At 68.4% G+C, this 25,315-nt stretch carries 26 protein-coding genes and 1 pseudogene; 11 read left to right on the top strand and 16 right to left on the bottom strand.

What is annotated here, in order from left to right; translation table 11 throughout:
- The first annotated feature begins 10 nt into the window (after positions 1 to 10).
- Complete coding sequence (locus ACK4I0_RS01325) at positions 11 to 817, top strand: glucose 1-dehydrogenase (protein ID WP_409607217.1); 807 nt, start codon at positions 11 to 13, stop codon at positions 815 to 817.
- A 55-nt stretch (positions 818 to 872) separates the two neighbouring features.
- Here the strand turns inward: ACK4I0_RS01325 and ACK4I0_RS01320 are convergent, their stop codons facing one another.
- From ACK4I0_RS01320 to ACK4I0_RS01295, 6 genes are all read right to left on the bottom strand, one after another.
- Positions 873 to 2,288: a dihydrolipoyl dehydrogenase gene (locus tag ACK4I0_RS01320; protein WP_409607215.1), complete on the bottom strand. Its 1,416-nt coding sequence runs from the start codon at positions 2,286 to 2,288 to the stop codon at positions 873 to 875.
- A 457-nt stretch (positions 2,289 to 2,745) separates the two neighbouring features.
- Entirely contained in the window at positions 2,746 to 2,973 is a 228-nt protein-coding gene (locus ACK4I0_RS01315; protein ID WP_409607213.1) for a hypothetical protein, read from the bottom strand.
- Between the two features lie 635 nt (positions 2,974 to 3,608).
- Positions 3,609 to 6,686: a PAS domain S-box protein gene (locus tag ACK4I0_RS01310; protein WP_409607211.1), complete on the bottom strand. Its 3,078-nt coding sequence runs from the start codon at positions 6,684 to 6,686 to the stop codon at positions 3,609 to 3,611.
- Between the two features lie 153 nt (positions 6,687 to 6,839).
- A complete protein-coding gene (locus ACK4I0_RS01305) occupies positions 6,840 to 8,477 on the bottom strand; it encodes a sensor histidine kinase (protein WP_409607209.1) in 1,638 nt (545 codons plus the stop codon).
- A 437-nt stretch (positions 8,478 to 8,914) separates the two neighbouring features.
- Entirely contained in the window at positions 8,915 to 9,451 is a 537-nt protein-coding gene (locus ACK4I0_RS01300; RefSeq protein WP_409607207.1) for an arylesterase, read from the bottom strand.
- A 17-nt stretch (positions 9,452 to 9,468) separates the two neighbouring features.
- Positions 9,469 to 9,702 carry a hypothetical protein gene (locus tag ACK4I0_RS01295; protein WP_409607205.1) on the bottom strand — a complete coding sequence of 78 codons (234 nt, stop codon included), beginning with the start codon at positions 9,700 to 9,702 and terminating at the stop codon, positions 9,469 to 9,471.
- A 429-nt stretch (positions 9,703 to 10,131) separates the two neighbouring features.
- Here ACK4I0_RS01295 and ACK4I0_RS01290 point away from each other — a divergent pair.
- The 3 genes and pseudogenes from ACK4I0_RS01290 to ACK4I0_RS01280 all read left to right on the top strand — a co-directional run.
- Positions 10,132 to 10,299: pseudogene (locus ACK4I0_RS01290) on the top strand (cold-shock protein); the annotation flags it as partial.
- 87 nt (positions 10,300 to 10,386) lie between these two features.
- Entirely contained in the window at positions 10,387 to 10,620 is a 234-nt protein-coding gene (locus ACK4I0_RS01285; protein ID WP_409607315.1) for a cold-shock protein, read from the top strand.
- A 765-nt stretch (positions 10,621 to 11,385) separates the two neighbouring features.
- Positions 11,386 to 11,805 (top strand): hypothetical protein, encoded by a 420-nt coding sequence (locus ACK4I0_RS01280; RefSeq protein ID WP_409607203.1) that lies wholly within the window; start codon positions 11,386 to 11,388, stop codon positions 11,803 to 11,805.
- Positions 11,806 to 12,111: 306 nt separating this feature from the next.
- On the opposite strand, the gene ACK4I0_RS01275 is transcribed toward ACK4I0_RS01280, so the two are convergent.
- From ACK4I0_RS01275 to ACK4I0_RS01265, 3 genes are all read right to left on the bottom strand, one after another.
- Positions 12,112 to 12,300: a hypothetical protein gene (locus ACK4I0_RS01275; protein WP_409607201.1), complete on the bottom strand. Its 189-nt coding sequence runs from the start codon at positions 12,298 to 12,300 to the stop codon at positions 12,112 to 12,114.
- A gap of 463 nt (positions 12,301 to 12,763) precedes the next feature.
- Positions 12,764 to 12,973, bottom strand: coding sequence for a hypothetical protein (locus ACK4I0_RS01270; RefSeq protein WP_409607199.1), 210 nt, complete (start codon positions 12,971 to 12,973; stop codon positions 12,764 to 12,766).
- A gap of 160 nt (positions 12,974 to 13,133) precedes the next feature.
- Positions 13,134 to 13,301 carry an endonuclease/exonuclease/phosphatase family protein gene (locus ACK4I0_RS01265; protein WP_409607197.1) on the bottom strand — a complete coding sequence of 56 codons (168 nt, stop codon included), beginning with the start codon at positions 13,299 to 13,301 and terminating at the stop codon, positions 13,134 to 13,136.
- A gap of 259 nt (positions 13,302 to 13,560) precedes the next feature.
- Between ACK4I0_RS01265 and ACK4I0_RS01260 the strand changes: the two genes are divergently transcribed.
- Positions 13,561 to 14,166, top strand: coding sequence for a cysteine hydrolase (locus tag ACK4I0_RS01260; protein ID WP_409607195.1), 606 nt, complete (start codon positions 13,561 to 13,563; stop codon positions 14,164 to 14,166).
- 459 nt (positions 14,167 to 14,625) lie between these two features.
- Positions 14,626 to 15,612, top strand: a complete 987-nt coding sequence (locus tag ACK4I0_RS01255; RefSeq protein WP_409607193.1) for an alpha/beta hydrolase family esterase — start codon at positions 14,626 to 14,628, stop codon at positions 15,610 to 15,612.
- Between the two features lie 59 nt (positions 15,613 to 15,671).
- Here the strand turns inward: ACK4I0_RS01255 and ACK4I0_RS01250 are convergent, their stop codons facing one another.
- Positions 15,672 to 15,896: a DUF6894 family protein gene (locus tag ACK4I0_RS01250; RefSeq protein WP_409607191.1), complete on the bottom strand. Its 225-nt coding sequence runs from the start codon at positions 15,894 to 15,896 to the stop codon at positions 15,672 to 15,674.
- A 33-nt stretch (positions 15,897 to 15,929) separates the two neighbouring features.
- Here ACK4I0_RS01250 and ACK4I0_RS01245 point away from each other — a divergent pair, with 33 nt between their 5' ends.
- Both ACK4I0_RS01245 and ACK4I0_RS01240 read left to right on the top strand, forming a co-directional pair.
- Positions 15,930 to 16,667 carry a Crp/Fnr family transcriptional regulator gene (locus ACK4I0_RS01245; RefSeq protein ID WP_409607189.1) on the top strand — a complete coding sequence of 246 codons (738 nt, stop codon included), beginning with the start codon at positions 15,930 to 15,932 and terminating at the stop codon, positions 16,665 to 16,667.
- A gap of 143 nt (positions 16,668 to 16,810) precedes the next feature.
- On the top strand, positions 16,811 to 17,959 hold the full coding sequence (locus tag ACK4I0_RS01240; RefSeq protein ID WP_409607187.1) for an alpha/beta fold hydrolase: 1,149 nt from the start codon (positions 16,811 to 16,813) through the stop codon (positions 17,957 to 17,959).
- Between the two features lie 82 nt (positions 17,960 to 18,041).
- Here ACK4I0_RS01240 and ACK4I0_RS01235 read toward each other — a convergent pair whose 3' ends face one another.
- The 4 genes from ACK4I0_RS01235 to ACK4I0_RS01220 form a co-directional block, all read right to left on the bottom strand.
- Entirely contained in the window at positions 18,042 to 18,956 is a 915-nt protein-coding gene (locus ACK4I0_RS01235; RefSeq protein WP_409607185.1) for a manganese catalase family protein, read from the bottom strand.
- Positions 18,957 to 19,104: 148 nt separating this feature from the next.
- Entirely contained in the window at positions 19,105 to 19,860 is a 756-nt protein-coding gene (locus ACK4I0_RS01230; protein WP_409607183.1) for a Crp/Fnr family transcriptional regulator, read from the bottom strand.
- A gap of 125 nt (positions 19,861 to 19,985) precedes the next feature.
- Positions 19,986 to 21,167, bottom strand: coding sequence for a zinc-dependent alcohol dehydrogenase (locus tag ACK4I0_RS01225; protein ID WP_409607181.1), 1,182 nt, complete (start codon positions 21,165 to 21,167; stop codon positions 19,986 to 19,988).
- A 53-nt stretch (positions 21,168 to 21,220) separates the two neighbouring features.
- On the bottom strand, positions 21,221 to 21,805 hold the full coding sequence (locus tag ACK4I0_RS01220) for an SRPBCC family protein (RefSeq protein WP_409607179.1): 585 nt from the start codon (positions 21,803 to 21,805) through the stop codon (positions 21,221 to 21,223).
- A gap of 171 nt (positions 21,806 to 21,976) precedes the next feature.
- Between ACK4I0_RS01220 and ACK4I0_RS01215 the strand changes: the two genes are divergently transcribed.
- The 3 genes from ACK4I0_RS01215 (at position 21,977) to ACK4I0_RS01205 (ending at position 24,349) form a co-directional block, all read left to right on the top strand.
- Entirely contained in the window at positions 21,977 to 22,726 is a 750-nt protein-coding gene (locus tag ACK4I0_RS01215) for an SDR family NAD(P)-dependent oxidoreductase (protein WP_409607177.1), read from the top strand.
- Between the two features lie 323 nt (positions 22,727 to 23,049).
- On the top strand, positions 23,050 to 23,742 hold the full coding sequence (locus ACK4I0_RS01210) for a Crp/Fnr family transcriptional regulator (RefSeq protein ID WP_409607175.1): 693 nt from the start codon (positions 23,050 to 23,052) through the stop codon (positions 23,740 to 23,742).
- 103 nt (positions 23,743 to 23,845) lie between these two features.
- A complete protein-coding gene (locus ACK4I0_RS01205; protein WP_409607173.1) occupies positions 23,846 to 24,349 on the top strand; it encodes a ferritin-like domain-containing protein in 504 nt (167 codons plus the stop codon).
- A gap of 88 nt (positions 24,350 to 24,437) precedes the next feature.
- Here the strand turns inward: ACK4I0_RS01205 and ACK4I0_RS01200 are convergent, their stop codons facing one another.
- The gene (locus ACK4I0_RS01200) at positions 24,438 to 25,016 is read right to left on the bottom strand and encodes a DUF4142 domain-containing protein (RefSeq protein ID WP_409607171.1); all 579 of its coding nucleotides are present in this window, start codon (positions 25,014 to 25,016) and stop codon (positions 24,438 to 24,440) included.
- Positions 25,017 to 25,111: 95 nt separating this feature from the next.
- On the bottom strand, positions 25,112 to 25,315 hold the full coding sequence (locus ACK4I0_RS01195) for a hypothetical protein (RefSeq protein WP_409607169.1): 204 nt from the start codon (positions 25,313 to 25,315) through the stop codon (positions 25,112 to 25,114).

Raw genomic sequence — 25,315 nt, 5'->3', positions numbered from 1 at the left:
GGCCCCAGCCGTGAAGCCCAGGCCGCTCGAAGGCCAGCGGGCCGTCGTCACCGGCGCGAGCTCGGGGATCGGCCGGGCCATCGCGCTCGCCTTCGCCGAGGCCGGCGCCGCGGTCGTCGTCAACCACCACAGCGACGCCGAGGCCGGCGAGGCGGTGACGAAGGACATCCTCTCAATGGAAGGCCGGGCGGTCTCGGTGGGCGCCGATGTCTCCAGACCCCGCGATGTCCTGAAGCTGTTCGACGCCGCCGACGCCCATTTCGGCGGGGTGGACATCCTGGTGGCCAACGCCGGCGCCCAGGCCGACGCCCCCTTCCTGGAGATGACGCTGGAGGACTGGCGCAAGGTCATCGACCTCGACCTGACCGGTGCCTTCCTCTGCGCCCAGGAAGCCGCGCGACGGTTCCGGCGCCAGGGGCTTGAACCCAACCGGTCGGCCGCGCTCGGCAAGGTCCTGTTCGTCAGCTCGGTCCACCAGCGCATCCCCTGGGCCGGGCGCGCCAACTACGCCGCCGCCAAGGGCGGGGTGAAGCTGCTCATGGAATCCATGGCCCAGGAGCTCTCGGGCGAGAAGATCCGGGTCAACGCCATCGCCCCGGGCGCGATCAAGACGCCGATCAACGCCGAGGCCTGGGATACGCCGGCCGCCGCGCGCAAGCTGCTGAAGCTCATCCCCTACGGCCGTATCGGCGAGGTGGAGGACATAGCCGCGAGCGCCGTCTGGCTGGCCTCCGACCAGGCCGACTATGTGGTCGGAACCACCCTGTTCGTCGATGGCGGCATGAGCCTCTATCCGAGCTTCGCCGACGGCGGCTGAGCCGCCAAGGCCATCCGTCTGACCCAGCCAACCGACCCAGACATCGAGCGAGCCGTCAGCCGAGCTGTCGGGCGATGTCGCGCAGGGCCGTGCGGAACCCCTCCTCCACCGTCGGATGATAGAAGGGCAGCTCCAGCACAGCCTCGGCGGTCAGTTTCAGCTGCACGGCCCAGGCCAGCAGATGCGCTATATGTTCGACGTCGGGGCCGAACAGTTCGCCGCCCACAAGCACGCCCGTGGCGGCTTCGGCGTAGACCCGCGACACGCCGGGGTCCCGCCCGTCGACCCTGGCGCGGCCCACGCTGTCGGAGCAGCCGATGACCCAGTCCCGGCTCGCGTCCTCGCTGTAGCCGGGGCCGATGCGGGCGATGTCCGGATCGGCATAGATCAGGGCCATCTCCGGCATCGGCGCCCGACGCTCCAGGTCCGGGAAGCGCGCGGCGTTGGCGCCCGCCAGACGCCCCTGAAGCGACGCTTCGTGCAGCACGGGACGGTCCGCATTGGCGTCGCCGGCGATGAAGAGGCTGGACCGTCCACACTGCAGCGTCCGCGGATCGAACACCGGAACCCCTGTTTCATCCCGCTCTACGCCCGCCAGGTTGAGGTCGAGCCCATCGACCGCCGGCGGCCGTCCGGCGGCGGCGAGGACGTAGTCGAACCGGCCCCGCCGGTGTTTGCCGGCCGCATCCGTCCAGCTCAGGGTGACGTCGCCGTCCCCCGCGCGTCTGGCCGCCACCCTCACCGCCTGGTGCAGGGTCAGTTCCGTTTCGACCGCCGACCGCACGGCCTCGGCCACCACCGGATCGCCGACGCCGCCGATCTCCGATCCCTCGTCGAACAGGGCGGTGCGCACCCCCAGCCTCGCGCAGGCCAGGGCGAGCTCCAGGCCGAGCGGCCCCGCCCCGATCACCGCCAGGGCGCGCGGCAGGTCCGTCAGGTCGAAGATCGTCTCGTGGGTCAGCAACCGGTCCCCGCAGGCGGCCTTGAGATCGTCGGGCATCGTCGGACGGGCGCCGGTGGCGATGACGACGGTGCGGGCGGAGACGCGCGTATGGTCGTCGACCGTCAGTTCGGTCGGTCCCGCGAACCGGGCCCGCCCCTGGATCCTGTCCCTTTCCGGGATGGCGGCGACCGTTTCCATCACATCGGCGAGGAAGTCGTCCCTGAGGCGATGAAGCCGTCTCATGACCGCCCGGCCGTCCACCTCGACCGGTTTCGCGCTCACACCGAACACCAAGGCTTCGCGCGCGTCTCTCGCGGCGCGGCCGGCGGCGAGAAGGAGCTTGGACGGCATGCAGCCGTACCGGACGCAGGTCGTGCCGCCCTCCCCGGCCTCCATCAGAAGCGTGCGCGCGCCGGCCCCGGTCGCCGCCCTGTAGGCGGCGAGACCGGCGGAGCCGGCGCCGATTACGGCGACGTCGCAGGTCCGGGGTTTGAGCATCAGATCATCCTCGTCGGATCGTGGCGCCATGGGCGGCCGCTCACGCAACTGAAGACCCAACGCAGGAGTATTCGCGGCGTTCGCCGCTGGGCTGCGCCGGCGTGCGCCGGGGTCCTCCGCCATCGATCGACGATGATCAGCCGCGCGTCCGATCCAGCCCCGCTCAGGCAGACGTTCGCCTACGGCAGGTCAATGGATGACGCCTGGGCCTGTCCCCCAACAGAGATGTCGCGTTAGTCGCCGCCAAGGCAAAATCGGAGGACCCCGCTGGGGCGGACTGGGCCTCGCCCCCGAGCGGCGGCTGGGCATCAGCAACAGCTCCCGCCTCTCAGACCTGATCACGCTCCATTTGCGCGTCGAGGTTCGTGATGCGCCCATCTCTGGAACGTCCGCACAGCGGCTTGCCCGAGGCCCGGGGTCCGCAGTCCATCGCCGGCCTGCACGATGTCGGCCTCAGTTCGCCTTGGGCGGCACGATCCACAGGTCCTCAGCGTCGGGGGCCGAGGCGCGTCGACACGGGATGTCGACGCACAGGGGCGGTCGACACCCAGACTAGGGCCGCGGTCGACAGCAGGACGCCAGAGACAAGGCCGCCGACTGCGATCAGCCCTTCCGCCGTCACCGCCACGCGCGCCCGCAGGCGTACCGGACCCGCCTTGAGATGAAATTCGGCCGTGTTCGGGGCTGCGGAAGCGCTGGCGTCTTTGGTCTTCATGGGTCTGCAAGCCGCAAGCTGAGGACGGGTTCCACGACGCCTGGCGAGGCGTGCAGCCGAAAGCCGACCCACTCCCGGTTTCCGTAGGAACTGCGGGGCCATAGAGCGACTGTCCCTCCCTAGCGGGCCATCGCAACGGCCGAAGGGAGTGGTCAGGGTCGCAGACGCCTCGCGCCGGAATCATAACCCGGCCGAGTCACGCGCATGAAACGCAAATGGCGACTGGAACCCGCCCGGTCTTCACGGATTATGTGGGCGAGGCGGCGATTCCCCCCCGATGACCCCGCCGGTCGAAAGGCTCCCCGGACTTTTTCGGGGAGCCTTTTTTCCTACACATCACTCCGTCGCCTCCGGCTCGTGCCGGACCGGCGCCAAGGTCCGGGTGCCGGCGCGGCTTTCGCGCTTCATGAGAAGGGGGGGGGGCAGTCTTCGTGGCCCGAGGCAGGCGCCAAGGCGGCGTCGGCGATGGCGCAGGACCCCGCAATAGCGATCATGCGGGCCCAGGACCACTGAATAGTCAAGACCGCAACAATGAGACCGTCCGACCGTACCGCTGGGACGTGCGCCCGCCCTGCGGAAGCTTCAAGATGTCCCGGATCCGGCGTTCCTCGCCCGACGCCCGCAGCGAACGGGCGTCAATCGATTGGGGCTGCCGGAGAAAGAAGCATCTGCCGGACCCTCCTCGTCAGTTCCGCCATGCCGAACGGCTTGGTCATGACCTCCATGCCCGGCGCCAGATCACCGTCTCCTACAGCGGCGGCGTTCTCGGCATAGCCGGTGATGAACAAGACCTTCAGATCGGGGCGCGTCTCGCGCGCAGCGTCCGCCACCTGCCGCCCGTTGAGGCCTCCGGGAAGGCCCACATCGGAGACGAGCAGGTCGATTCGCCGGTCCGACTGCAGCAGCCGCAGCGCCGAAGGGCCGTCTGCCGCCTGGACGACGCGGTATCCGGCCTCGCCCAACACGTCCGCCACCAACATGCGAAGTGTTTGCTCGTCGTCGATGACCATCACGGTCTCGCCGTCTCCGCCCTCTGCCAGACCCTCGTCCGACATCGCGTCGGACGGTTCGGCCACACCCGCATGCCGCGGCAGATAGAGACACAGGGTGGTGCCGCGACCCATTTCGGAGGCGAGCCGCACCATTCCGCCCGACTGGCGTACGAAGCCATGGATCATGGAGAGGCCGAGGCCGGTCCCCTGGCCCAGGGGCTTGGTTGTGAAGAACGGATCAAACGCCCTAGCCTGGACCTCCGGCGGCATTCCCGAACCGGTGTCGGTCACGCGCAGCGAGACATAGTCCCCGGGCGGGAGGTCCTGGTCCAGGGTGTCCTGGGCGGCCAGTGTCGTGTTCGACGTCGTGATCGTCAGCCGTCCGCCGGCGGGCGCCATCGCGTCACGAGCGTTGATGCACAGGTTTAGAACCGCATTCTCGAGCTGCGAGCGGTCGACCTTGGTGATCCACAGATCCTCTGCGCCCTGTACCGCCAATTCCACGCCCGGGCCGATGCTGCCCCGAAGAAGGTCGTCCATCCCCCGGATCAGCCGATTCACGTCGGTCGGGGTCGGGGCGAGCGTCTGTCGGCGCGCGAAGGCCAGCAGCCTCTGGGTCAGGGCGGCAGCGCGCCCGGCGTTGGCGAGGGCGGCGTCGATGTAGCGCTCCATGCCCGCGAGACGCCCCTCCGACAGCCGCCGGGAAAGGAGCTCTAGGCTGCCGGAGATGCCCGCCAGCAGATTGTTGAAATCGTGAGCGATGCCTCCGGTGAGATGTCCGACCGCCTCCATCTTCTGGCTCTGGCGCAGGCTCTCGTGGGCGGCCTGAAGCTCGTAGGTGCGCTCCTCGACGCGCGCCTCCAGGGTGGCGTTCAGGTGGCTCAGCTCCGCCTCCCGAAGGCGCAGCGCGTCCTCCATCTCGCGCCGCTCATCGATGTCTATCACCGAGCCGACATAGCCCAGATATTCGCCCGCCGTGCCGAAGCGCGGGCTGGCGGCGTCGATGGCCCACCTGTAGGTTCCGTCCGCCCGGCGCAGCCTGTATTCCAGGCTGAAGGGTTGGCGCGCCGCATTGGCTGTCACGAAGACCTCGTGCGCACGCGCCCTGTCCTCAGGATGGGTGGCCTCCAGCCAGCCGAAGCCCTCGGCTTCGGCTTCGCTCTGGCCAGTGAAGACGTACCACGTCCGGTTCAGATAGGTGCAGCGGCCCAAGGCGTCTGTCACCCACATCATCATGGGCGTGTTGTCGGCTATATTGCGGAAGCGCCCTTCGCTTTCGCGGAGTTCGGCCTCGGCGCGCACCCGCTCCACATAGGCCCAAGACCGCTCCGTCACCTCCCGGATCGTCTCCAGCTCTTCCGCTGTCCACACATGGGCGTCCCTATGATGTACGGCCATCAGTGCGGTGAGACGCCCATCCCTCACAAGCGGCATGCAGAGGGTTGCGCCGATGCCTAGGGCTCGGAACGTCTCGGCCTCGTGAGGGGCGATCTCAGTCAGGCTGTTGATGATCAACGGCCTTTGGGCGCCCAGCTCCTCCACGGCCCGAGCCCCGAACTCAGCCAGGCTATAGCGGCCGACGATGCTCGGCATGCCGGGCTCCGCCCAGTCGCCGCGAATGTTGAAGCCGTCCTGGTCCGGATCCATGTCGGCGTAGGCGCAGTTGGCCGCGCCAAGATGATGCGCGGTCATGCGGGTGGTGACGGCCAGGACCTCATTAGCGCCGGCGACCCGCGCGACCTCTCCGGTCAAGGCGTCCAGGAAGCGCAGCCTTGCGGCGTTCCGGCTGAGAGCAACGCCGGCCCGTGCCCGTTCGGTGGCGGTGCGGACGCGCTCTGCCACTTCCCGCACAAGGGAGACATCGCTGTCGGACCAGCGCCGCGGCGTGGCGTTGTTCACGAACAGCAGGGCGACGACTTCGCCGCGTTCGACCAGGGGCAGGTTGATAAGCGCCCGCGCGCTGACGCGCTCGAGAGCGGCGCCGCGGTCGGCGATGCGCGGGTCTGCGCCGGCGTCGTTCAGCACCACGATTTCACCGCGCGCCAGGTCGTCGACATAGTCGCCGAAGTCGCGGAAATGGATCACCCCTGCGAGACTGTCGACGCCTTCGGCGTTGTAGTCGCGATCGATCGTCACCGTTTCGGCGGCCACGTCCATCACACCGTATCCGACGCGGCTGACCTTCAGCGCCTGGGCCAGGATGCGTGCTGAGGTTTGAGCGATCTCGGACGGATCCGCGAGGTCGCGGATGGCGTCGTTGAGCTCGAGCAGGACCTGCTGCCGGACCTCGAGCGCCTTTCGGGACGTGATGTCGTTGAACAGGATGGCCACACGGCGCGCCTCCGGCGCGCCAATGCGCATCGCCTGCACGTCATACCATCGGCCGAAAAGGTCGGCGGGATTTTCGAACCGGACCGGCTCGCCGGTCAGCGCCACCTGACCGTAGAGATCGAACCAGTGCTGCTCCAGGCCGGGCGCGACCTCCGACACCCAGCGCCCGTTGACGCCCCTCAGCCCGGTCTGCCGTTCAAAGGCGGAGTTGCCCTCGACAATCAGATAGTCGATCGGCCGGAGCGCCGCATCGAACTTCATTTCTATGATGCAGAGACCGGTCGTGCTCTGGCCGAAAAGGGTTCGATAGAGCTCTTCGCTGTCGGTCAGGTCGTTGACCATGCGACGGCGCTCAGCCTCTTCCGCGGCCTGTTCGTCTGCGCCCAGCACACTGTCCTCCCGCCGCCGGCGGCCTGTCCTGCTTGAAGGCCGGCCACGGTCACTGCCGCAATCTAGGGGCTACGGCGCCCCGGGTACAGCCTGCTCCCGGGCAGCCTCCAGAACCGCGGCCGCCAGCCCCCTCGTCACTACGGCCCTGCGCCGCTACAGTTCCGCATTCCACCGGCCCCTTCCGCTCGGCCTGAAGCGCCCGACCACGATCAGGCCTTCAGGTCGGTAGTCACGCTCGAGACGCCCGTTCAGCTCATGCTTGACGAGGCGATCAATCAGACGGCTGCCGAAACCCGACCGCTCCGGGGGGCGGACGGGTGGTCCGCCGCGCTCGCGCCACGTCAACTCCACCCCATCACCATCAATCGTCCAGCTTAGATCCACGCGGCCGTGCGAGCGCGACAGGGCGCCATACTTCAGGCTGTTTGTCGTCAGTTCATGCAGGCACATGCACAGGGCCAGCGCGGCCTCTGGCGGCAGGAGGACCGCAGGTCCGTCGACGCGGACCTGTTCGGCCCCGGCTGGGCCGCCGCAGCGGGCCGCGACCTGGCGGATGTCTACGGAGGACCATGTAGTCTGGGTAAGCAGGTCGTGGGCCGCCGCCAAAGCTTCGAGTCGCTGCTCGAATTTCGCCCGCAACTCGTCATCCGCACCCCGGAAGGTCTGGGCGGCCAAGGACTGGATCGTCGCCAAGGTGTTCTTGACGCGATGGTTCAGCTCATTGATCAGAAGCATCTGCCGCTCCTGGCGACGCAGCAGTTCGGCCGACGCCTCGCTGAGCGCGGACTGAATACGATCCAGATTGACCACTCGCACAGGCTGCCGATCCACGAGCCGGCCCTCAGCGATTGACCGCGCGTCCTGTTCAAGGGCGTGAATGTCAGCGGTCAGGGCGTGAACCTGCCGGCGCGCCGCCCACAGGCTCGCGGCGCCGAGACCCGTCAGCAGAATGGCCAAGGCGAAGGCGTTCATCCAGACGGGCTCCAGAATGAAGGACCGGGGCACCACCACCATGGTCGTCCAGCCGGAAAGCCTGGATCGATGATAGGCCACCACCGTGGGCTGCCCCTCCAGGGACCGGCTGGCGGTGACCCCCTCCGACGCCTCATCCATGGCCGCAATCATGCCCGAGGTGGCGGAACGGCCGACAAACCGGTCATGATGTCGGGACCGCGCAACAACGCGCCGATGCGTGTCCACCAGCGTCACCATCGCGGTCTCGGGAAGTCCCCATGACGTCTGGCCGGACAGGAAGAAGCGGGGGTCAATCCACAACGCCACCGAGACGTCTTCTGCCGCACCGGGGGCGGGCGCGGACACCACCACGGCGGCCGGGACGTCCGTCCCTGTGATGACGCCTGAAACGGTCGTCCGCCGGTCGGCGGGCGTCGGCGGCTGGCCGCCCCAGTCGACGACCGGTCCCGCCCGGCGCGCGATCAGCCCGGATGGCGGCGTCGTGAACACAGTGCGCGGGCTGGCGGAGCCTTCGACCCTTGGCACGACACCTGCCGGAAGATCGGCCCGGTCGATCCGGCGGCTCAGCCGAACCCAGTCGCCGGCCTCGACGGCGTCGGATTCGGCCAGGCTTTCAGCGGTGGCGGCCAGGGTCGCCAGCTGGAGATCCACCGCAGTCGACGCAGCGCGCGCCGCCGCCAGCAGCGAGGCTTCCTGTGCGCGCCGGGCTTCAAGGATGTTCAGCCCGAGCAGGACCGCCAGGGCCAGGACGCCTGGAAGGAAGACCGCCGCAGCGAAAACCGCAAGGCGTCCCTCGATGGATTGAACCGTAGCCACCAGGACACTCCTCCGGCTCGCGGCACGCCGAAACCACCCGACCGCGCCGGACGGTGTCAGCGGTATCGGCTCTTGACGCAACATCATAGGTTGGCCGGAGCGCCAACGAGCTCCAAGGGGGCGAGACGCGCTGGACTTGGGCGCGGTCGCCGGACTCAGTCCGCCGATAGCCGCGGCGAGATGTTCGATGCGGGCGCGCCCCCCTCGCCTGGCTGACGCAAGAGTGGAACGCCGCCTGCCGCGCGCCGGCCAGGCCCGCCGGCGCGATCGTGGGCAGCAGCGCGTTCAGGGGCCCAGGCACGGCGGATGTCCGCGACAAGCGCCACGGTGTCGCGAACCTGCCGACTCTACCCACTTCAGGTTTTCGGGCGAAGCCGTCCCAACGGGGTCACGTCGAAACTCAAGCGGTCAGGCGGGGCGCGCCGTGAGCAACGGCGTCAGGCAGAGCGCTCCAGCGCTTCCACGACCAGCGGCGCCAGGCGTCGGGCGACAGTCTCCACCCCCAGGGCGTTCGGGTGGATGCGGTCGGGTAGCGCCAGTGCCGGGTCAAGGGCGACGCCTTCAAGCAGAAACGGATCAAAGGGCAGGCCGCGCGCACGTGCGACCTCGCCGAACAGGCTGTCGAAGGCGACAGCATACGGTCCGAACCAGGGGGGCGCGCGCATGCCGCAGATCATGACCGGGACGCCTCGCGCCGCGAGGGTGTCCACGATGGTCTCCAGGTTTTGGCGGATAACCGCCGTCGGCGCCTTCTGCATCATGTCGTTGGCGCCCAGAGCCACAAGGCAGAGCCTTGCGTCGGTCGGCACATCCTGGTCGATGCGGCTCAGGCCGTCGGCGGTCGTATCCCCCGACACGCCCGCGTTAGCGACGACGGCGGACACGCCCAGCGCCGCCAGTTCCGACTGAAGACGGACCGGCAAGGCCTCCGCTGGTCTCAACCCGAACCCTGCCGTGAGCGAGTCCCCGAGCATGACGATCCTCCTGGGTGTCACGCGGCCTGAGTCTCCAGACAAAGGGATCGGGTGCTGAAGCCGAGCGCCGGATTGGCGATGACCAGGACAGAGCGCTCGCCCTCGTAAAGAGCGACCGTTTCAAAGCCTGGCCACACGTCCGCCACACGATGGGCCTCGCCGCCGGCGGCGACGTCGTCAATCGCCTGCAAGGCGGCGATCTCCCGGACCGGCACGCCCGGCATGTTGACGATGCAGTAGTAGGCCTTCACGCGAAACACTCCCGAGGCGCCCCCGGAAACGGCAATCTGTCCTCTGGGTTCCTGAAGCCGGGCGGGTACGGGTTCGGCGACCGTCCGGGGCGCCGCAGCCATGATGCGACGGCTCTCGCGGACGATCCGCCGGACCTGACCAAGCCAGCCACGCGGGGCCGCAAGCTACCTCACATTTTAAAAGCCGGCCGCCCTTTGGCGGGCCGCCATAGATCCCGGTCGCGAAGGTCACGCCCCGACCGCGCTGAATACGCGGCGTTTCGGACGGCCCGTCCCGAGCGTTCAGTCTGCCCCTGCCGATAACCCGCCCACATCAATGGATGCAGACCGGGTCCAACCCCATGCGCCGGAAAGGCCGCGGGTGGAGGCGTTGTCGAGAGACTTAAACCCCGTATTGTAACGCTTCAGGATCGAGCGCGGAGACCGGCAATGGCCCAGGGGACGGTCAAGTTCTTCAACAGCAGCAAGCGCTTCGGCTTTCTGACGCCCGACGACGGCGGGACCGACGTCTTCGTACACATCTCGGCGGTCCAGGCGGCAGGCCTCACGGAGCTGAACGCGGGCGATGTGGTCCGGTACCAGCTGGAGCCGGACCGGCGCGGGGCCCTCCATGCGGCGGTCAATCTGGTTCGTCTTCACGCCGCCTCCCCCCGAGCCGCCGGGGTGAACCGGTCGAGCGCGCGGCTGGCGGTCCGGCGTAAGGCAGGCTCCGGCGAGGGGGTCGTGAAATGGTTCAACGCCGACAAAGGCTTCGGTTTCATCACGCCCGCTTCCGGCGATGCTGACGTCTTCGTTCACGCCCGTACCGTGCAGCGGTCCGGTATTTTCGGGCTCAGGGAAGGCCAGGCCATTCGCTACGACCTCGAGCGCGACGAACGCACGGGCAGGGTCTCAGCGGAGCGCGTCGCGCCGGCATGAGTTCGACGGGCCTGCCGCTAGCCAGCGGCGGACACCCTTAGGGCGGTGTCGGGCCTGGCTTCGGACGGCGTATCGTCAGCAGCCGACGCTCATTTTCAAACACATGTATAGCATAGCCGCCGGCATGAGCGCGCAGGAGACGCTCGGCCTCGGCCCGAGCTTCCGCAGCCGTCTCCGCAGCAAGTGGTTGCGTGCGCGGCGAGGCGAGAATGTCGGACTCGACAAAGCACAGGTAGGTCATGATCCTAAGTGCACGTTGAGGACACCGCCTATACAAACTTCCGGTCGATGTTATTGCAAGCGCCATGGCGCACTCAGCCGCTACGCTCGTCGCCTCACTGCTCTGCGTATTCTAATAGCGACCACGCTTCGACTGAAAGCGGCATTCAGAGCAATTTCTGACGCTGCAGTTCCGAATAGGGTCGGACGCTTTTGAGCATCCCTCGACCCGGGTCGCCCTGGGCAGGCTTCGGACAAGCACAAACGGTGAGCATGACCCGCGCCGCTGTCGGCGCGCGGGGCTCTGGTTCATCCCCGGGAACGCCGGCATCCTTCGGGCTGTCGCGATATGATCCAGATCTGGAGGGTCCAAGCGCGTCGCGGGTCTTGCGTTGCAAGCCCGGACCGTCGCCGCACGCGGCGCATCTAAGACGACGATTTTAGAACCAGTCTGACAGGCGGCGGCTTTAGGTAATAGAGGGTCGGCTTCTTGCGCCCACACGGCGAATGCGGCAATCAGACACTCAGTATCGGGGGCATGCCAATATGAGTGTCGGACGCGCCGTCCTTGTTGGGACGATGTGGGTCAACGGGAGCGTCCTGGCAGCCTTCACCCTGTGTTTCGCGGGAACTATTTCCGGCTTGATCTGGGCGGGGGCCGGCAAGATTGGCGATGTCGCGATCATGGCGGGGATGATCCTGAGCTTTATGATATCCTTTACGGCGGGATGGTGGGCCTGGTCGATCCAGGTGGGTCGATGGCGCATTTGGGCCTATCGCCGTGTCACGGATATCGAAGCGCTCAAGGCGGCGGCCGTGTCGGCTGGCGTCATCTGGCCTCAAGGTCACGTTTTTCAGCGGACGGAAAGGTTGACACCGGCCCAGTCCGCCGAGCTGGCTCGCCTCGAAATGTCATTCGCGAGGGAGGCGTCCACCTCGTCACCTTCCGACTCTCTGCCCGCGTAGGCGAGCGAACTCTGAAATCCTGCGGATATTATCAGCCCCAGGTCAGCGACGCCCGAACCGACTTAAGTCCGAACAGACCAACGCCGTCCTCACGGGCCGATTCAGACAGGGCCGCTCTGAGAAGCGTCTTTGAGCTTGATCTCGCTTTCATCCTGCCTTTGCCGGGCCGGATGACGTCTCTCATGATCGGACGGCGTCCGGCGCGTAGTGCTCCAAGGGTCTCGGGCCGTCGCCCTTGGTCCTTAAAACGACGGGCGCCTTTCAGCTCGCTCGCCGCTCAGCAGTGCACCCCGCAGCCACCATAGCCTAGCGATCAGGGCGGTCAGCCGGCGGCGTATCGTGCCCCGTCATGCCTTGAGACGGATCGTCCGAGGGGGTGTCGGGGTCGATCTTCTTTTCATAGCTTCGTGTTCGCTGGCGCGCCCAGAAAAGGACAACGAGAAGCAGGATGGGGCCGCCGATGACGACGGCGCCCCAGGGAAATGCGTTCAGCATGGCGGCCTCCAAGCCCATGGGACGGTTCAACGATCAGCTTGCGACAATCGCCCCCGATGGCGGTTATTGAACATAGAGAAACCCTGGAGAGGACGTCGGAACGGGGATTGCTTCACGCTCCGCTTAAAGCGACCCCGCGTCAGACGTGCGGTCTTCCGTCTGGCGGGTCAGCCTTCGCCCGGCTTTGGCAAACTCCCTGGAGGTCGGCACCTGAAACCGTCGACCGTCGCCGATGCACGATGTCGCTCCGGCGACGGCCGGAACTCGAGCCGAACATCGCACTGGGGCCCTCATATCGCCGGCCTCGCCGGAAAGGCTGCTGCAACGCTTCCAGTCGAGCGTGAGCATCGATCTCGGCCGGGTCGTGAGCGACTGACTGCGACCGCCCGACGCGCCAGCCCCGCTCTAGCGGCGGCCCATCGACCGTGGAGCTTGGGGTCCGGCTCAGGGCCCCGGCCAACGCCTAATAGCCGCGGTACGCAGCCGCCTTCGGCCCGAGGACTGTCCAGCCCGCCGTCGTCGGCCGGTAGCCGCGCTTCCTGCACCGCTCGGCGAGTCCCAGAACAACCAGGGCCTCAGCCGCCTGGTCGTCCCGTGCGCGTTCCGGGTCGACAAGGCCGAGGAGCGCCTCGACCTGTGTTTCGTGATTCATTGCTTCATCCCGCAGGGCCAATCGCCCCCTCTACAGCAGCCGAACCGCAGCCGCACCGGACTTCGTTGGGTTAGACGCCGCCGCACATATCGGGCTTGGTCGTCCTCCGGGTCGCCGGGCAGCCGTCGGCGCGTGGGCACGGCGCGGCCCCGCGACACAGGATGGCGACGCCGTTCCCGATCTACACCGCCCCGTAGCCGGCGGCCTCGATCGCCGCCTGGGGAAAGGCGTCCTGGGGCGCCTTGAGCTCCTGCTGGCAGACCACGTCGGGACGGCGCATCTCCAGCCAGCGCAGGAGAACGTCCAGACGGCCGCGCACCCCGTTCACATTGTAGGTCGCGATGCGCACGCCGGCTCCCCCGTCCAAATGTGGCCGTCTTCTCGCGGCGGCGGCGGCCTCCGCGGGAGCCGACGCGCCGCGCTCCACCGCGCTCCACCCCGCTCCACCGACGCCCCGACCGCCGGGCGGCCGAAACCGTCAGCCTGTGGTGGGTCGACTTCCCGACACTGGCAACGCTTCTGGGCCGCTTGGCTTCGTCAGCCGTCCGCTGCCTGAACAGGAACCGAAGGCCGATGACCTCAGCCCGTTCACCGCTGGAGCGATCCGCATGACCGCTGGGCTCCGTTTCGGCCCCATTCCGACCGACGCGGTCCATCTCTGCGTGGACATGCAGCGCCTGTTCGCCGAGGACACCGGCTGGCGCACGCCATGGATGCCGCGGGTGCTCCCCGCCGTGCTTCGCCTCTGCGCACACCGGCCTGACGCAATCTGGTTCACCCGCTTCATTCCCGCCCGGTCCCCCGACGCGGCCCAGGGGGCCTGGGCGCGCTACTGGCGGCGCTGGCCCGCCATTACGCTCGAAAACCTCGACCCCAGCCTCATCGAGCTTGTCCCGGAGCTTCAGCCGTTCGCGCCGCCGGGGCGTCTGCTGGACAAGGCCACCTATTCGCCCTGGATCGACACCGATCTTCACGCCTCCCTGTCCCGCGCCGGGGTGGACACCCTGGTGGTGAGCGGCGCGGAGACCGATGTCTGCGTCCTGGCCGCGGTCCTCGGCGCCGTCGACCTGGGCTACCGGGTCATCGTCGCCTCCGACGCCGTCTGCAGCTCGTCCGATGAGACGCATGACAGCCTGCTCGGCCTCTATCACCAGCGCTTCGGCCAGCAGATCGAGACCGCTGCGACAGACGAGATCATCGACGCATGGCGCTGAAGCCTGCCGCAGCCGACGGGCGACCTCCCGTCCCAAGTCCGGCTTGGGCCGCGAGCATTCGGCCGGACGGTGGTGCGAAGGACCGCAGGGCGGCCCGGGCGGCGACAGGGGCTGGACGCCTTCCAGTCGGAGGATGGATCGTCCGTCCGCTCGCCGCCGCGCAGGCGCGCCCAGGGTTGACCGGACCGCCGCTTTCGCCAGCCTCACCACGGTTCCAGCCGGCCTCTCCGAGGACCGGCTTCGTCTGCGTGTCGGGTTTCCGACGGTCGGAATGCGTCGGCAGCCGGCCTGATGAGGCGCGTCCTGCGGCGATTTGCAGCTCGGCTGCCCTTTATCGCCGGCCGATTCTTTCACCCCGACCAAGCATGCTGCACTGCAACATCCATATTCAGCAGGCCGGGCCTCTCCGGTGATGGAGATCTCTGCATGCGACAGCCAGGCCTCGTGGAGCATTCGTCAATGCTCAGCTCCGCCGACAACCCCGGACACCTGCGGATGCTGACCTACGCCCCGGCCGGCCTGGCGCCGGGCGCGGGGTTGGTCGTGGTGCTCCACGGCTGCACGCAGTCGGCGAGCGGCTACGCGCGGAGCGCGGGCTGGATCGAACTCGCCGACCGGTTCGGCTTCGCTCTGCTGTGCCCGGAGCAGTCCCGCGGCAACAACCCCAACCTTTGCTTTAACTGGTTCAGACCCGGTGACGTGCGGCGCGGCGCCGGCGAAGCGGCCTCGATCGCGGCCATGGTGCGTGCGGCGTCGAAACGGTTTGCGATCGATCCGTCGCGGATCTTTGTGACCGGGCTGTCCGCTGGCGGGGCGATGGCCGGCGTCATGGCCGCGGCCTATCCCGAACTGTTCGCCGGCGCGGCCCTCATCGCCGGCCTGCCTTATGGCGTGGCCGCCGGGGTGCCGGACGCCCTGGCGCTCATGGCGGGCGACAAGCTCGGGGACGGCTCAAGCCTGGGCGACCGGGTCAGGGCGTCAGGCGCGGGCGCCTCGGCCTGGCCGTCGATCGCCGTGTGGCAGGGCCAGGGCGATCAGGTCGTACGCCCCGTGGTGGGAGAGGCGGTGGCGCGCCAATGGCGGGACGTCCATGGGGTCCGGTCCGAGCCGCGCCGCGCCCGCACCCCGGCAGGACGGGAGTTCGAGCTTTGGGTGTCGCCTGGGGGCGCGCCTGTCGTCGAGGTGCACCGCATCGCCGGGCTGGGCCATGGGACGCCGCTCAAGACGGACGGGCCCCACGGATGCGGAGCGGTCGCCCCGCATCTCTTCGATGTCGGGGTGTCCTCAAGCTTCGAGAGCGCCCTGTCCTGGGACCTGGCGGATCTCGACGCCGTCCGCCAGCCGGCCGTGGCCGAAGCGCGGGACGGGGGGCGATCCCCATTGGTCGCGCCGAACGTCCAGGGCGTCATCGACGCGGCGCTCCGGCGGGCGGGACTGATGGCGTGATCGTTCCGCCGTCGCCCGGCCGACCCGGGCCGCTAAGCGTCTGTCGTCCGCGACCTGGATCAGTGCTGCGTCAGGCCCGCCGTCAGCCGCGTCACCAGCGCGCCGTGCGCATCGTGAACCTCCACCACGAAGCCGGAACCTTCACCGCCGGAGATCGCTAAATCCCTCAGCAGTCCGGACAGGAGCATGAGGGCTTCGCGACGCGCGGCGGCTGCATCCACCGCCGCGTCCTCGACGCTCGTGACCTTGGTGCTGTCTGTGACGGTGTACTGAAACTGGGCCATGCAAGGGTATCTACGCTTCGGGGTGAACTACGGATGTCTCCTGTCCAAACGCCGACACAGGCACTCATAGCCAAGCTAAGGCGTCGGGATCAGGTCTCTGACGACGAGGCGGCCGCCCTTGAGGATCTGCTCGAGCCGCCTCGATGTCATCCCGCCGGCAGTGTGATCATCCGTCCGGGTGAGCGGCCTGCGCGCTCGACCCTCCTCGTGGAAGGGTGGATCGCCCGGTTCAGCGTCCTGCGGGACGGCACCCGGTCCTTCACCCAGCTGGGGGTGGCCGGGGACTTCATTGATCTCCACAGCCTGCTGATGAAGCAGATGGACCATGGGGTGCTGGCCCTGACGGACTGTGTGACTGCGGCCGCCCCTCACAAGCGGCTTGTCGACCTGTCGCAGACCCATGCCCATCTGACGCGACTGCTGTGGCTGGACACGGTGATCGACGGCGCCATTCATAGGGAATGGCTGCACCGCATGGGCACCCAGAACGCCCTGGGGCGCACCGCGCACATCCTGTGCGAGATGGAGGCCCGACTGGCGGTGGTCGGCCTGGCGGGACCGGACGGTTTCGAGTTTCCCCTGACTCAGAACGAGCTGGCCGACTGCCTGGGCCTGTCGGCCGTCCATGCCAACCGGACTCTCATGGAGCTGCGCCGGCTCCGCCTGATCTCCTGGCAGGCCGCCCGGGTCCGGCTGCTTGACCGCGAGGGCCTGGTCGATCTCGCCGAGTTCGATCCGACCTATCTGCGGCTCGAACGCGCTCCGGTCTGACACTTCAGCGACGCCGCCCACGACGCCGGCGGACGGCGTTGCCCCCGGTGTTCGGGACGCGGACCTCCAGTGTCGGTTTTCGGCACTTGGAACGGCGGTCCACGGGGGCGGTTCGGCCAGCACCCCAACCGGACGCCCCTTCGATGATCCTGCTTTTTCTCCTCACCCGGCTGCTCGCCGTGCTCTCCCTCGCGATCCCTGTCGGGGCGGCCTGGCTGATCTGGTCGTGGCGCGAGCAGCACCGGCTGGCGGACCAGGCTGGCCTGCCCGAACCGGGCGACCAGAGGCTCTGGATCGCCCTGGCGCTCATCACCCTGGCCTTGTTCGGCCGGTTCCTGATCCTGGCGCTTCTGGCCCGCCCCGGGCGGGCCGCGCCTGGCTCGGACGAGGGCCGTGTCGAAATCCGCGGAGCTGACGGCGCCATCCTCAGTGTCCGGACCACGGGCGCCTCGACCGGCCCCATCCTGGTCCTGACCCATGGGTGGGGGCTGTCGTCCCGCATTTGGGCGGATGAACGGAGGGCGCTGGAGCCGCATTTCGGCGTCACCACCTGGGATCTGCCGGGCTCGGGACGCTCGGGCCGGCCGAAGGGTCGCTGGTCGCTCGAGGGCTTCGCCGGCGATCTGAAGGCGGTGGTGGAGAGCCTGCCCGCAGACCGGCCGGTGGTTCTCGTGGGCCACAGCATTGGCGGCATGACCGTTCAGACCCTGTGTGGACGCGACGTGGTCTGGGCCGGCGACCGCATCGCGGGCCTCGTCCTGGAGAACACCACCTTCCACAATCCCCTGCGCACCATGGCCGCCAGCCCGGTGTTCAGCGCCCTGCAGCCCCTCATCGTCCTCGTCCTGCGGCTGGACATCGCGATCTCGCCCCTGATCTGGCTGATGAACTGGCAGGCCTATCTGAACGGCTCGACCCATCTGGCCATGCGTCTGGCCGGCTTCGGCTCGCGGCCCGCCTGGGGCGATCTGGACCTGTGCGCCCGGCTGCCGACCCTCACCTCCCCCGCCGTCCAGGCCCACGGCAATCTCGCGATGATCCGCTGGTCGGTCGCCGAGGACCTGGCGAATATCCGCTCGCCCACCCTCGTCTTCATCGGCGAGCGGGACCTGGTGACCCGGCCGCGCGCCGGGGCAGCCATCGCCCAGGCCGTTCCAAAGGCGCGCCTCGTCTCCATCCCGGGCGCCGGCCATCTGGGCCCGGTCGAAAAGCGGGCCGACTATCTGCGTCTGCTGACGGAGTTCGCCGCCCGGCACGCCGTCGTGGCTCCCGACGAGCGAAAGGGGACGTAGGCGGTCATCTGACCCAGCCTGGACGGACGAAGGCAGGCTGCGCGGACGTCCGCGCAGCCTGCACTATGGTTCACCCGGCCGATCAGCGCGGGCTGTCTTCGTCTCCCAGCCGCGTCGTGCGGCCGGCGCCCGGTCCTGCTCCCAGGTCCGCGCCGGTGACCGGGTCGCTGTCGGGGTCGGACCGGGTTCGGGCGGCGAAGGCGTCGACCGCCGCGCCGGACGTCTCATCGAGCCCGACGCTGGCCTGCCCGTCGCCGCCGTCAACCGCCGCCTGGGCCTCGCGATCGGAGATGACCGTCCACTGGTCGCCGGTGTTCCAGGGGCCCGAGCCTTCGCCCTCGCCCTGGGACATGTCGAAATAGACATCGGCGAACTGAGGATCCGCGGGCAGCTTTCCGGGCGGAAAGTTGTCAGGAATGGCGTAAAGCGCCTTTTCGAACGCCTTCTGGTGCGCCACCTCGCGCGTCATCAGGAAGCCCAGCGCATCCTTGATGCCGGGATCGTCGGTGACGTTGATCAGGCGCTCATAGACGATCTTGGCGCGCGACTCCGCCGCGATGTTGGAGCGGAGGTCGCAGGCCGGGTCGCCGATGGTGTCTATATAGGCGGCCGTCCATGGCACGCCGGCCGAGTTCACCAGCGCCGCTCCCCCGCCATAGAGGATGGAGGTGGTGTGGCTTTCGCCGCCGGACGTCATGCTGGCGTAGAGGTCGGCCTCCTCTTCGGCGGCTTCGGCCAGCTTGCCCTTCGCTCCGCGGTTGAGCATGGCCACGATCGAGCCGATCACCTCCAGATGGCTCAGCTCCTCGGTGGCGATGTCCATCAGCAGATCGCGGCGCGCCACGTCCTCGTCGGCCAGGCCCTGGGTGAAGTATCGCATGGCCGCAGCGAGCTCGCCCTGGGGGCCGCCGAACTGCTCAAGCATCAGGGTGGCGAGGCCGGGGTTGGGCTCCGCGACACGCACGGTGTACATCAAGCGCTTGTTATGCATGAACATTGGGATTGACCTTCTGCGGGCGCTAAGGGCTCGCGGTTTCGCCTGGACGGCGGGTTAAGCCTTGTCGGCCAGCACCCGGCTGATGCTGATCGCCCAAGGCCAACCGCTCGGAGCCGAAGACGGGCCCGAGTGTCGGAAACCGAACCCGTCAGGACGACGGGGCCTGCCCGTCCGGTGCGACCCGCCGGCCCGCCTGATGCAGGGCGGCGGGGTCCGGCAGCACCACCCGGCCGCCCTGGTAGGAGATCAGCCCCCGGCGGCGCATCTGCTGCAGGGTCCGGTTCATGTGCACGACGCTGAGACCCAGGATGTCGGCGAGGACGTCCTGGGTCAGCGGCAGGGCGATTTCGCCGGGAGGGGCGAGACCGACGCGCACCTGGCGTTCATGAAGCTCGACCAGGAGGTGGGCGGTGCGTTCGAAGGCGCTCAGACGGCCGAGGCGCACGATCTGATGGACCAGCCGGGTGCGCTCGGCGGCCCTCAGGGCGTTCCAGGCGGGGCCGACGCCCTGCCCGGCCGCGCGCGCCGTTTCCGCTTCGCGCCAGAACCGCTCCGCGCAGATGGTGGCGGCGTCGGTGAGCGTCCAGACGGACAGATCCGCCTCATTGGCCGCCGGAGCGGCCATTACGTCTCCGGGGAGGTGAAGGCCGACGATCTGGCGCCGGCCATCCTCAAGGGCGGCGCCGCGTGCGATCCAGCCACGCACCACCAGTCGGGCCGCCGAGCGACGAAACTCCGGCGTCAGGTCCACGCCCGGGCCGTGGAGCATCTCGACGCTCGTCGCGAAACAGGCCCGCACCGCCGCCAGCCCCGTCTCATCAAGAGGCTTGTGGACGGAGAGGGCGCGTTCGAGGGCGACAGTCGCTGACGTCGCGGGCGCGGACAGGAAGGGCTGATTCGGCATCTGCAATCAGCAACAGCACGCCAGCCGCCGGCCCCTCCCTTACATAGGTTAGTCGCGTCCGCGCCCGACCGCGCCGCCGGACTCCGACGCCGAAAGCTCAAGCGGAGCCAGCCTCCCGGGCCGGCTCAGCTCATTCCTGGCAGGAGCACGACCTTTGTCCATTCGTTCTGGTTCTCCTTGAAGTTCTTGTAGCCCTCGGCCGCCTGCTCCAGCGGCAGCCGGTGGCTGATCAGATCGGTCGTGTCGATCCGGCCCTCCAGGATCATCTCCAGGAGTCGGGGGAGATAGCGCTGGACGTGGGTCTGCCCCGTCTTGAGGGTCAGCCCCTTCTCCATGAACGCGCCCACCGGCCATTTGTCGGCCATGCCGCCGTAGACCCCGGGGACGGACACCGTGCCCCCCTTGCGGACGGCCATGATGGTCTCGCGCAGGACGTGGGTCCGGTCGGTGCCGATGCGGGTCGTGGTCTTGATGGCGTCCACCACATTGTCCGGGGAGAAGCCGTGCGCCTCCATGCCGACGGCGTCGATGCAGCTGTCCGGCCCCAGGCCCGCCGTCAGCTCCAGCAGGGCCTCGCGAACCTTCACCTCATGATAGTCGAGCACCTCGGCGCCGTTCGCCCTGGCCAGGGCCAGGCGGTTGGGGTGATGGTCGATGGCGATGACGCGGCCCGCGCCCTGCAGGAGGGCGCTCTTGATCGCGAACAGCCCGACCGGGCCGCAGCCCCACACGGCCACCGTGTCCCCGGGCTCGATCTGGCAGTTCTCCGCGGCCATCCAGCCTGTCGGGAAGATGTCGGACAGAAACAGGACGCGCTCGTCTTCTATGCCGTCGGGGATCTTGATCGGACCGTAGTCGGAATAGGGCACGCGGGCGTATTCCGCCTGTCCCCCCGCATATCCCCCTGTCAGGTGCGAATAGCCGAACAGGCCGGCTACAGACTGGCCGTAGGCGATCTCCGTCGCGTCGGCCTTGTCGGCCGGATTGGAATTGTCGCAGGCCGCCGGCATCGATTTTTCGCAGAAGAAGCACTGCCCGCAGGCGATGACGAACGGGACCACGACGCGGTCCCCTTTCTTCAGCGAAGTGTTGCCGCGGCCCACCTCCTCGACCACGCCCATGAATTCATGGCCCAGGATGTCGCCGTTGGACATCCCGGGAATATAGCTGTCGTAAAGGTGCAGGTCCGAGCCGCAGATGGCCGTGGCGGTGATGCGGATGATGGCGTCCCGCGGGTTGATGATCTGAGGATCGGGCACGGTGTCCACTTGGACGTTGTGCTTGCCGTGCCAGGTGAGGGCGCGCATGGGCGTTTCCTTGAAACTGAGGTCTGAACAGGGGCAGGAGGGCGGGTTCGCCGTCAGAAATGGCGCGAGCCGCGCGGCGTGGCGTCCGGCGCCCGCGAGGTGGAGACCTCGCCGGTCTCCATCAGCTGCTTGAATCGCCGGAGCTCGCGTCGGGCCTGAACGCGGGGCTCGCGCTGCATGACCTTGGCGACGACCTTGCCGACGACGCCGGCCGGGGGGTCGTAGCTGATGAAGAGCCGGACCTCCGTGCCGCGGCCGAAGGCGTTGTCGCGGAACTCGATCCATCCCTCATGATCGATGTCCGACCCTTCGGCGGCGCGCCAGGCGATGTACTGACCGGGCCGGTCCTCGGTGATCTCCGAGGTCAGTTCGACATCGTGACCGCCGGGACCTTCCACGACCCAGATCGACTGTCGGGAATCCGACACTCGGACGGCCTTCAGGGTCTCCATGAAGGTGGGCAGGTTCTGGAAATCGCGCCAGTAGCGGTAAAGCGTTTCGCGCGGCCGGTTGATCAGGACCGCCCGCACGCTGGCCGACGCATGATCGCCTTCGTGCCGGTCCCGGTCGAGGAAGGCGGTGGAGTCGACCGATGCGTCCGTGACGGGCGCGTCGGGGTCGGATGAGGTCTGCGGCATGGGAGCATCCTTAAGGGGGTCGCAAAGCCAACCCTCCGCCCGGTTCGTCGTTCCCCTGCGTCGCGGCATGAACCCTGGCGCCCCCGTCGGGTTGGTCGGGCTCACCGAGCCGGAGTCTCCGATGACCGACGTCCACACCGCTGCAACCGCCGGCGCCGCCCCCTGGCGCTCGTGACAGGCGCCTCGACTGGCATAGGACCGGAGCTGGCGCTCTGTTTCGCCGAGGACGGCTTCGATCTGACCCTGGCGGCCGACACTCCCCTGGACGAGGCGCGCCGCATCGCCGAGGCGCTGGGGGCGCGCGTGGAGACGGTCCAGGCGGACCTGGCGACGCCGGAGGGCATCGGGGCCATCTGCACGACCATGGGCGCCCGGATCCCGGACGCCCTGGCCGCGAACGCCGGCCATGGCCTGGGCCACGCCTTTCTCGACCAGAGGTGGGACGACATCCGCCATGTCATCGACACCAACATCACAGGGACGGTCGCCCTGCTGCACCGCCTGGTCCCGGCGATGCGGGACCGCGGTGAAGGCCGTATCCTCCTGATCGGCTCCATCGCCGGCCTGATCCCCGGCAGCTTTCAGGCCGTCTACAACGCGAGCAAGGCCTTCGTTGACAGCTTCTCCTTCGCCCTGCGCAACGAGCTGAAGGACACCGGCGTGACGGTGACCTGTCTCATGCCGGGCCCTACCGACACCGACTTCTTCGCCCGCGCCGACATGCTGGACACGTCGGTCGGCCAGAGCGGCCACAAGGCCGATCCCGCCAAGGTGGCCCGTACAGGCTACAAGGCCATGAACGACGGCGTCGGCGACGTTGTGGCGGGCCTTGGCAACAGGATGCAGGCCGCCCTGGCCGCCGTCACGCCCCAATCCGTACTAGCCGAGCAGCATCGCAAGATGGCCGAACCCAAGCGTTGACGCCTAGGATTTGAAGGTGTCGCCCACTTCGCGGGCATCGGGCCCGTCGGGTCCGGCGCGGCGTCGGCCCTGTTCCCCGACCCGCTTGACGTCAGCCTTTGACGTTGAGGCGTCGGGCCGACCCGGCGGATAAGCGCCGTTCCTGTCCCGTCCCTTGGTCTGATCCTTCGACATGGCCGCGCTCCGATGGCTCAAACAGCCGCAAGACCAACCAACATCCGAGCGCCCTGTTCCCCCGCGCTCGGCAAACCGTCCGTGCGGACGCCCTGTTGCGTTTAACCCATGTGAATGCGGGGCTGGAGGCCAGGGGCCACCCTTGTCGAATGCTCGACGCCCTGGCTTTCACATCGCCGTCGGTCGCCGTTTCGACCGCGTTTGGCCTGACGGACGAGCTGCTCGATCGTCATCCGGTCTTGCGGCTACTGCCGCATGCGCTGCGCGACTCCACGCGGCGCGAGGGCCGATTGTGCGCCTGCGAGTCCGGTGACAACCTTTTCGCGACCTCCCCCGTCGTCGGCTTCATGCTGAGCGGGACGCTCGCCACTTTCGACGATCGCGGACTGGCCTGCGTCAGCCTTCTGGGCCCGGGCGCCACCTTCGGCTGGGAGACCGCCTTCGCGCCGGCGTCCGGCGGCCGGCGCCTGGCCCTGCTGGACAGCTGCTGGATCGAGACCCCTGTGCGCGGGCTCAGGGACGCCATGGGCGCGGCCTGGCTGGAGCACGTCTTCGCCCGCCACGCCCTGGATCGCATCCAGCGGCTTCAGGCCGACTCGGCCTGCCACGCCGTCCATCCCGTCACCCGGCGCGCCGCCAACCTGATCCGCCGGCTTTATCAGGCGGCGGGTCCGGACGTGCGCACCACCCAGTCCGCGATCGCCGAGGCCATGGGCGTGCAGCGCACCAGCGTGAACGCCGCCGTCAAGGCCTTGGAACGCGCCGGAGCCGTCAGCCTGCGTCGCGGCCGGATCCAGATCCTCTGCCATGAACGCCTGGCGGGGGCGGCCTGCGGCTGCTGACAGGTCGCTGTGTCGGGGATTGAACGCTCCGACACGCCGGGTTCGCCCGGACGTTCGATAAGGACGCTCGCCTAGGCGGCGCACTGCCATTCAAGGAGTTCCCATGGCCGAGAAGACTCTCGACAATCTCTTCTACGATACGCTCAAGGACATCTATTACGCCGAGCGCAAGATCCTGAAATCCCTGCCCAAGATGGCGCGCGGCGCTCAGTCGCCCGACCTCAAGGCGGCTTTCGAAAAACATCGCGAAGAAACCGAAGGCCAGATCGAACGGCTGCAGCAGGTGTTCGAGATCATCGGCAAACGCGCCATGGGCAAGACCTGCGACGCCATCGAAGGCATCCTGGCTGAAGGCGAGGAGATCCTCGAGGAATACAAAGGGACGGACGCGCTGGACGCCGGCCTGATCGCGGCGGCGCAGGCCGTGGAGCATTATGAGATCACGCGCTACGGCACCCTCAAGCGCTGGGCCGCGCTGCTGGGTTACGAGGACGCCGCCCGCCTCCTGGACGAAACCCTGCAGGAGGAAAGTCGGACGGATGAGGACCTGACAGCCTTGGCCGACGGCCGGGCCAATGAGAAGGCCCAGGGCGCGGACGCGCGCTGAACCGCTTGCATCAAGATGCTCTGAAGGGGCGGCCGGCGGGCCGCCCCTTTGCTTTGGTTGAAAGAAAGCGGACTGAGCCGACGCGCTTTTACAGTGCAGACTGGAGACGCTCCGCCCCCTGTAGGTGCGCCTCGATCTTAGGCGTGACGGTCCGGGCGTGTTCGGCCAGGGCGGGCGCATCGGTATTGTCGGAGAAGCCGCGATGCAGGGTCAGGGCCTCCTGGTGGGCCGCCACCTGCTGGTCGATCCAGGTGCGGTCGAAGGCCTCGGCCGAGGCGGAGCGGAGGTTGTCAATCAGGCCCTGGCGACGCTGGTCGAGTTCGGCGGGAATCTCGACGTCCGGCGCGGCCTGAGCGGCCAGGGGCTTCATCGCCGCGCTGGCGGCCGTATGATCGGCCTTGATCATCTGGGCGAGTTCACGGATCTGCGCGTTCTGGCTTCGCTCCAGGGCGATATCCGCAGCCTGGATCTCGTACATGTCGCCCATGGCGGCGTTGGGCACATAGGCGCTGACCATATTCGATCCCATGACGGTGGCCGAGGTCTGGCCGACCGGGACCGAAGCCGCGTCCTGGGCCGAACCGACGGCGTCAGGCTCCTGTTGGCCGCAGGCGGCGACGGCGAGGGCGGCCGAGGCGGCGAGCGCCCCACGAAGCACGAAGTTCATGATGGTGGATCCTTTCACGGGTGGAGCCGGGCCAACGCGCCCGCGCGCGCCAGGCTCCGGCATGTCCGAAACCCGACGCGGCGTCAGGCCGGGCGTCAGGCCGACCGCGCCGGCGGACCGCGCCGGCGGCGCTGGTAGACAAGCCGCGCGTCCGCCCAGACATCGACCGCGTCCCGGCTGGGCGCGCGCAAGAGCTCGGCGGCGCCCCGCTGCGTCGCCGTCGCGTCGTCCACGCATTCGTGGCGTTCCTGCACCGGATTCTCCGCTCCGGCGTAATAATAGACAAAGCGGTACACCAT

The sequence above is a fragment of the Brevundimonas sp. genome, assembly GCF_046295775.1.
Classification (GTDB): domain Bacteria; phylum Pseudomonadota; class Alphaproteobacteria; order Caulobacterales; family Caulobacteraceae; genus Brevundimonas.
This window is presented reverse-complemented; position numbering and strand designations above follow the sequence as displayed.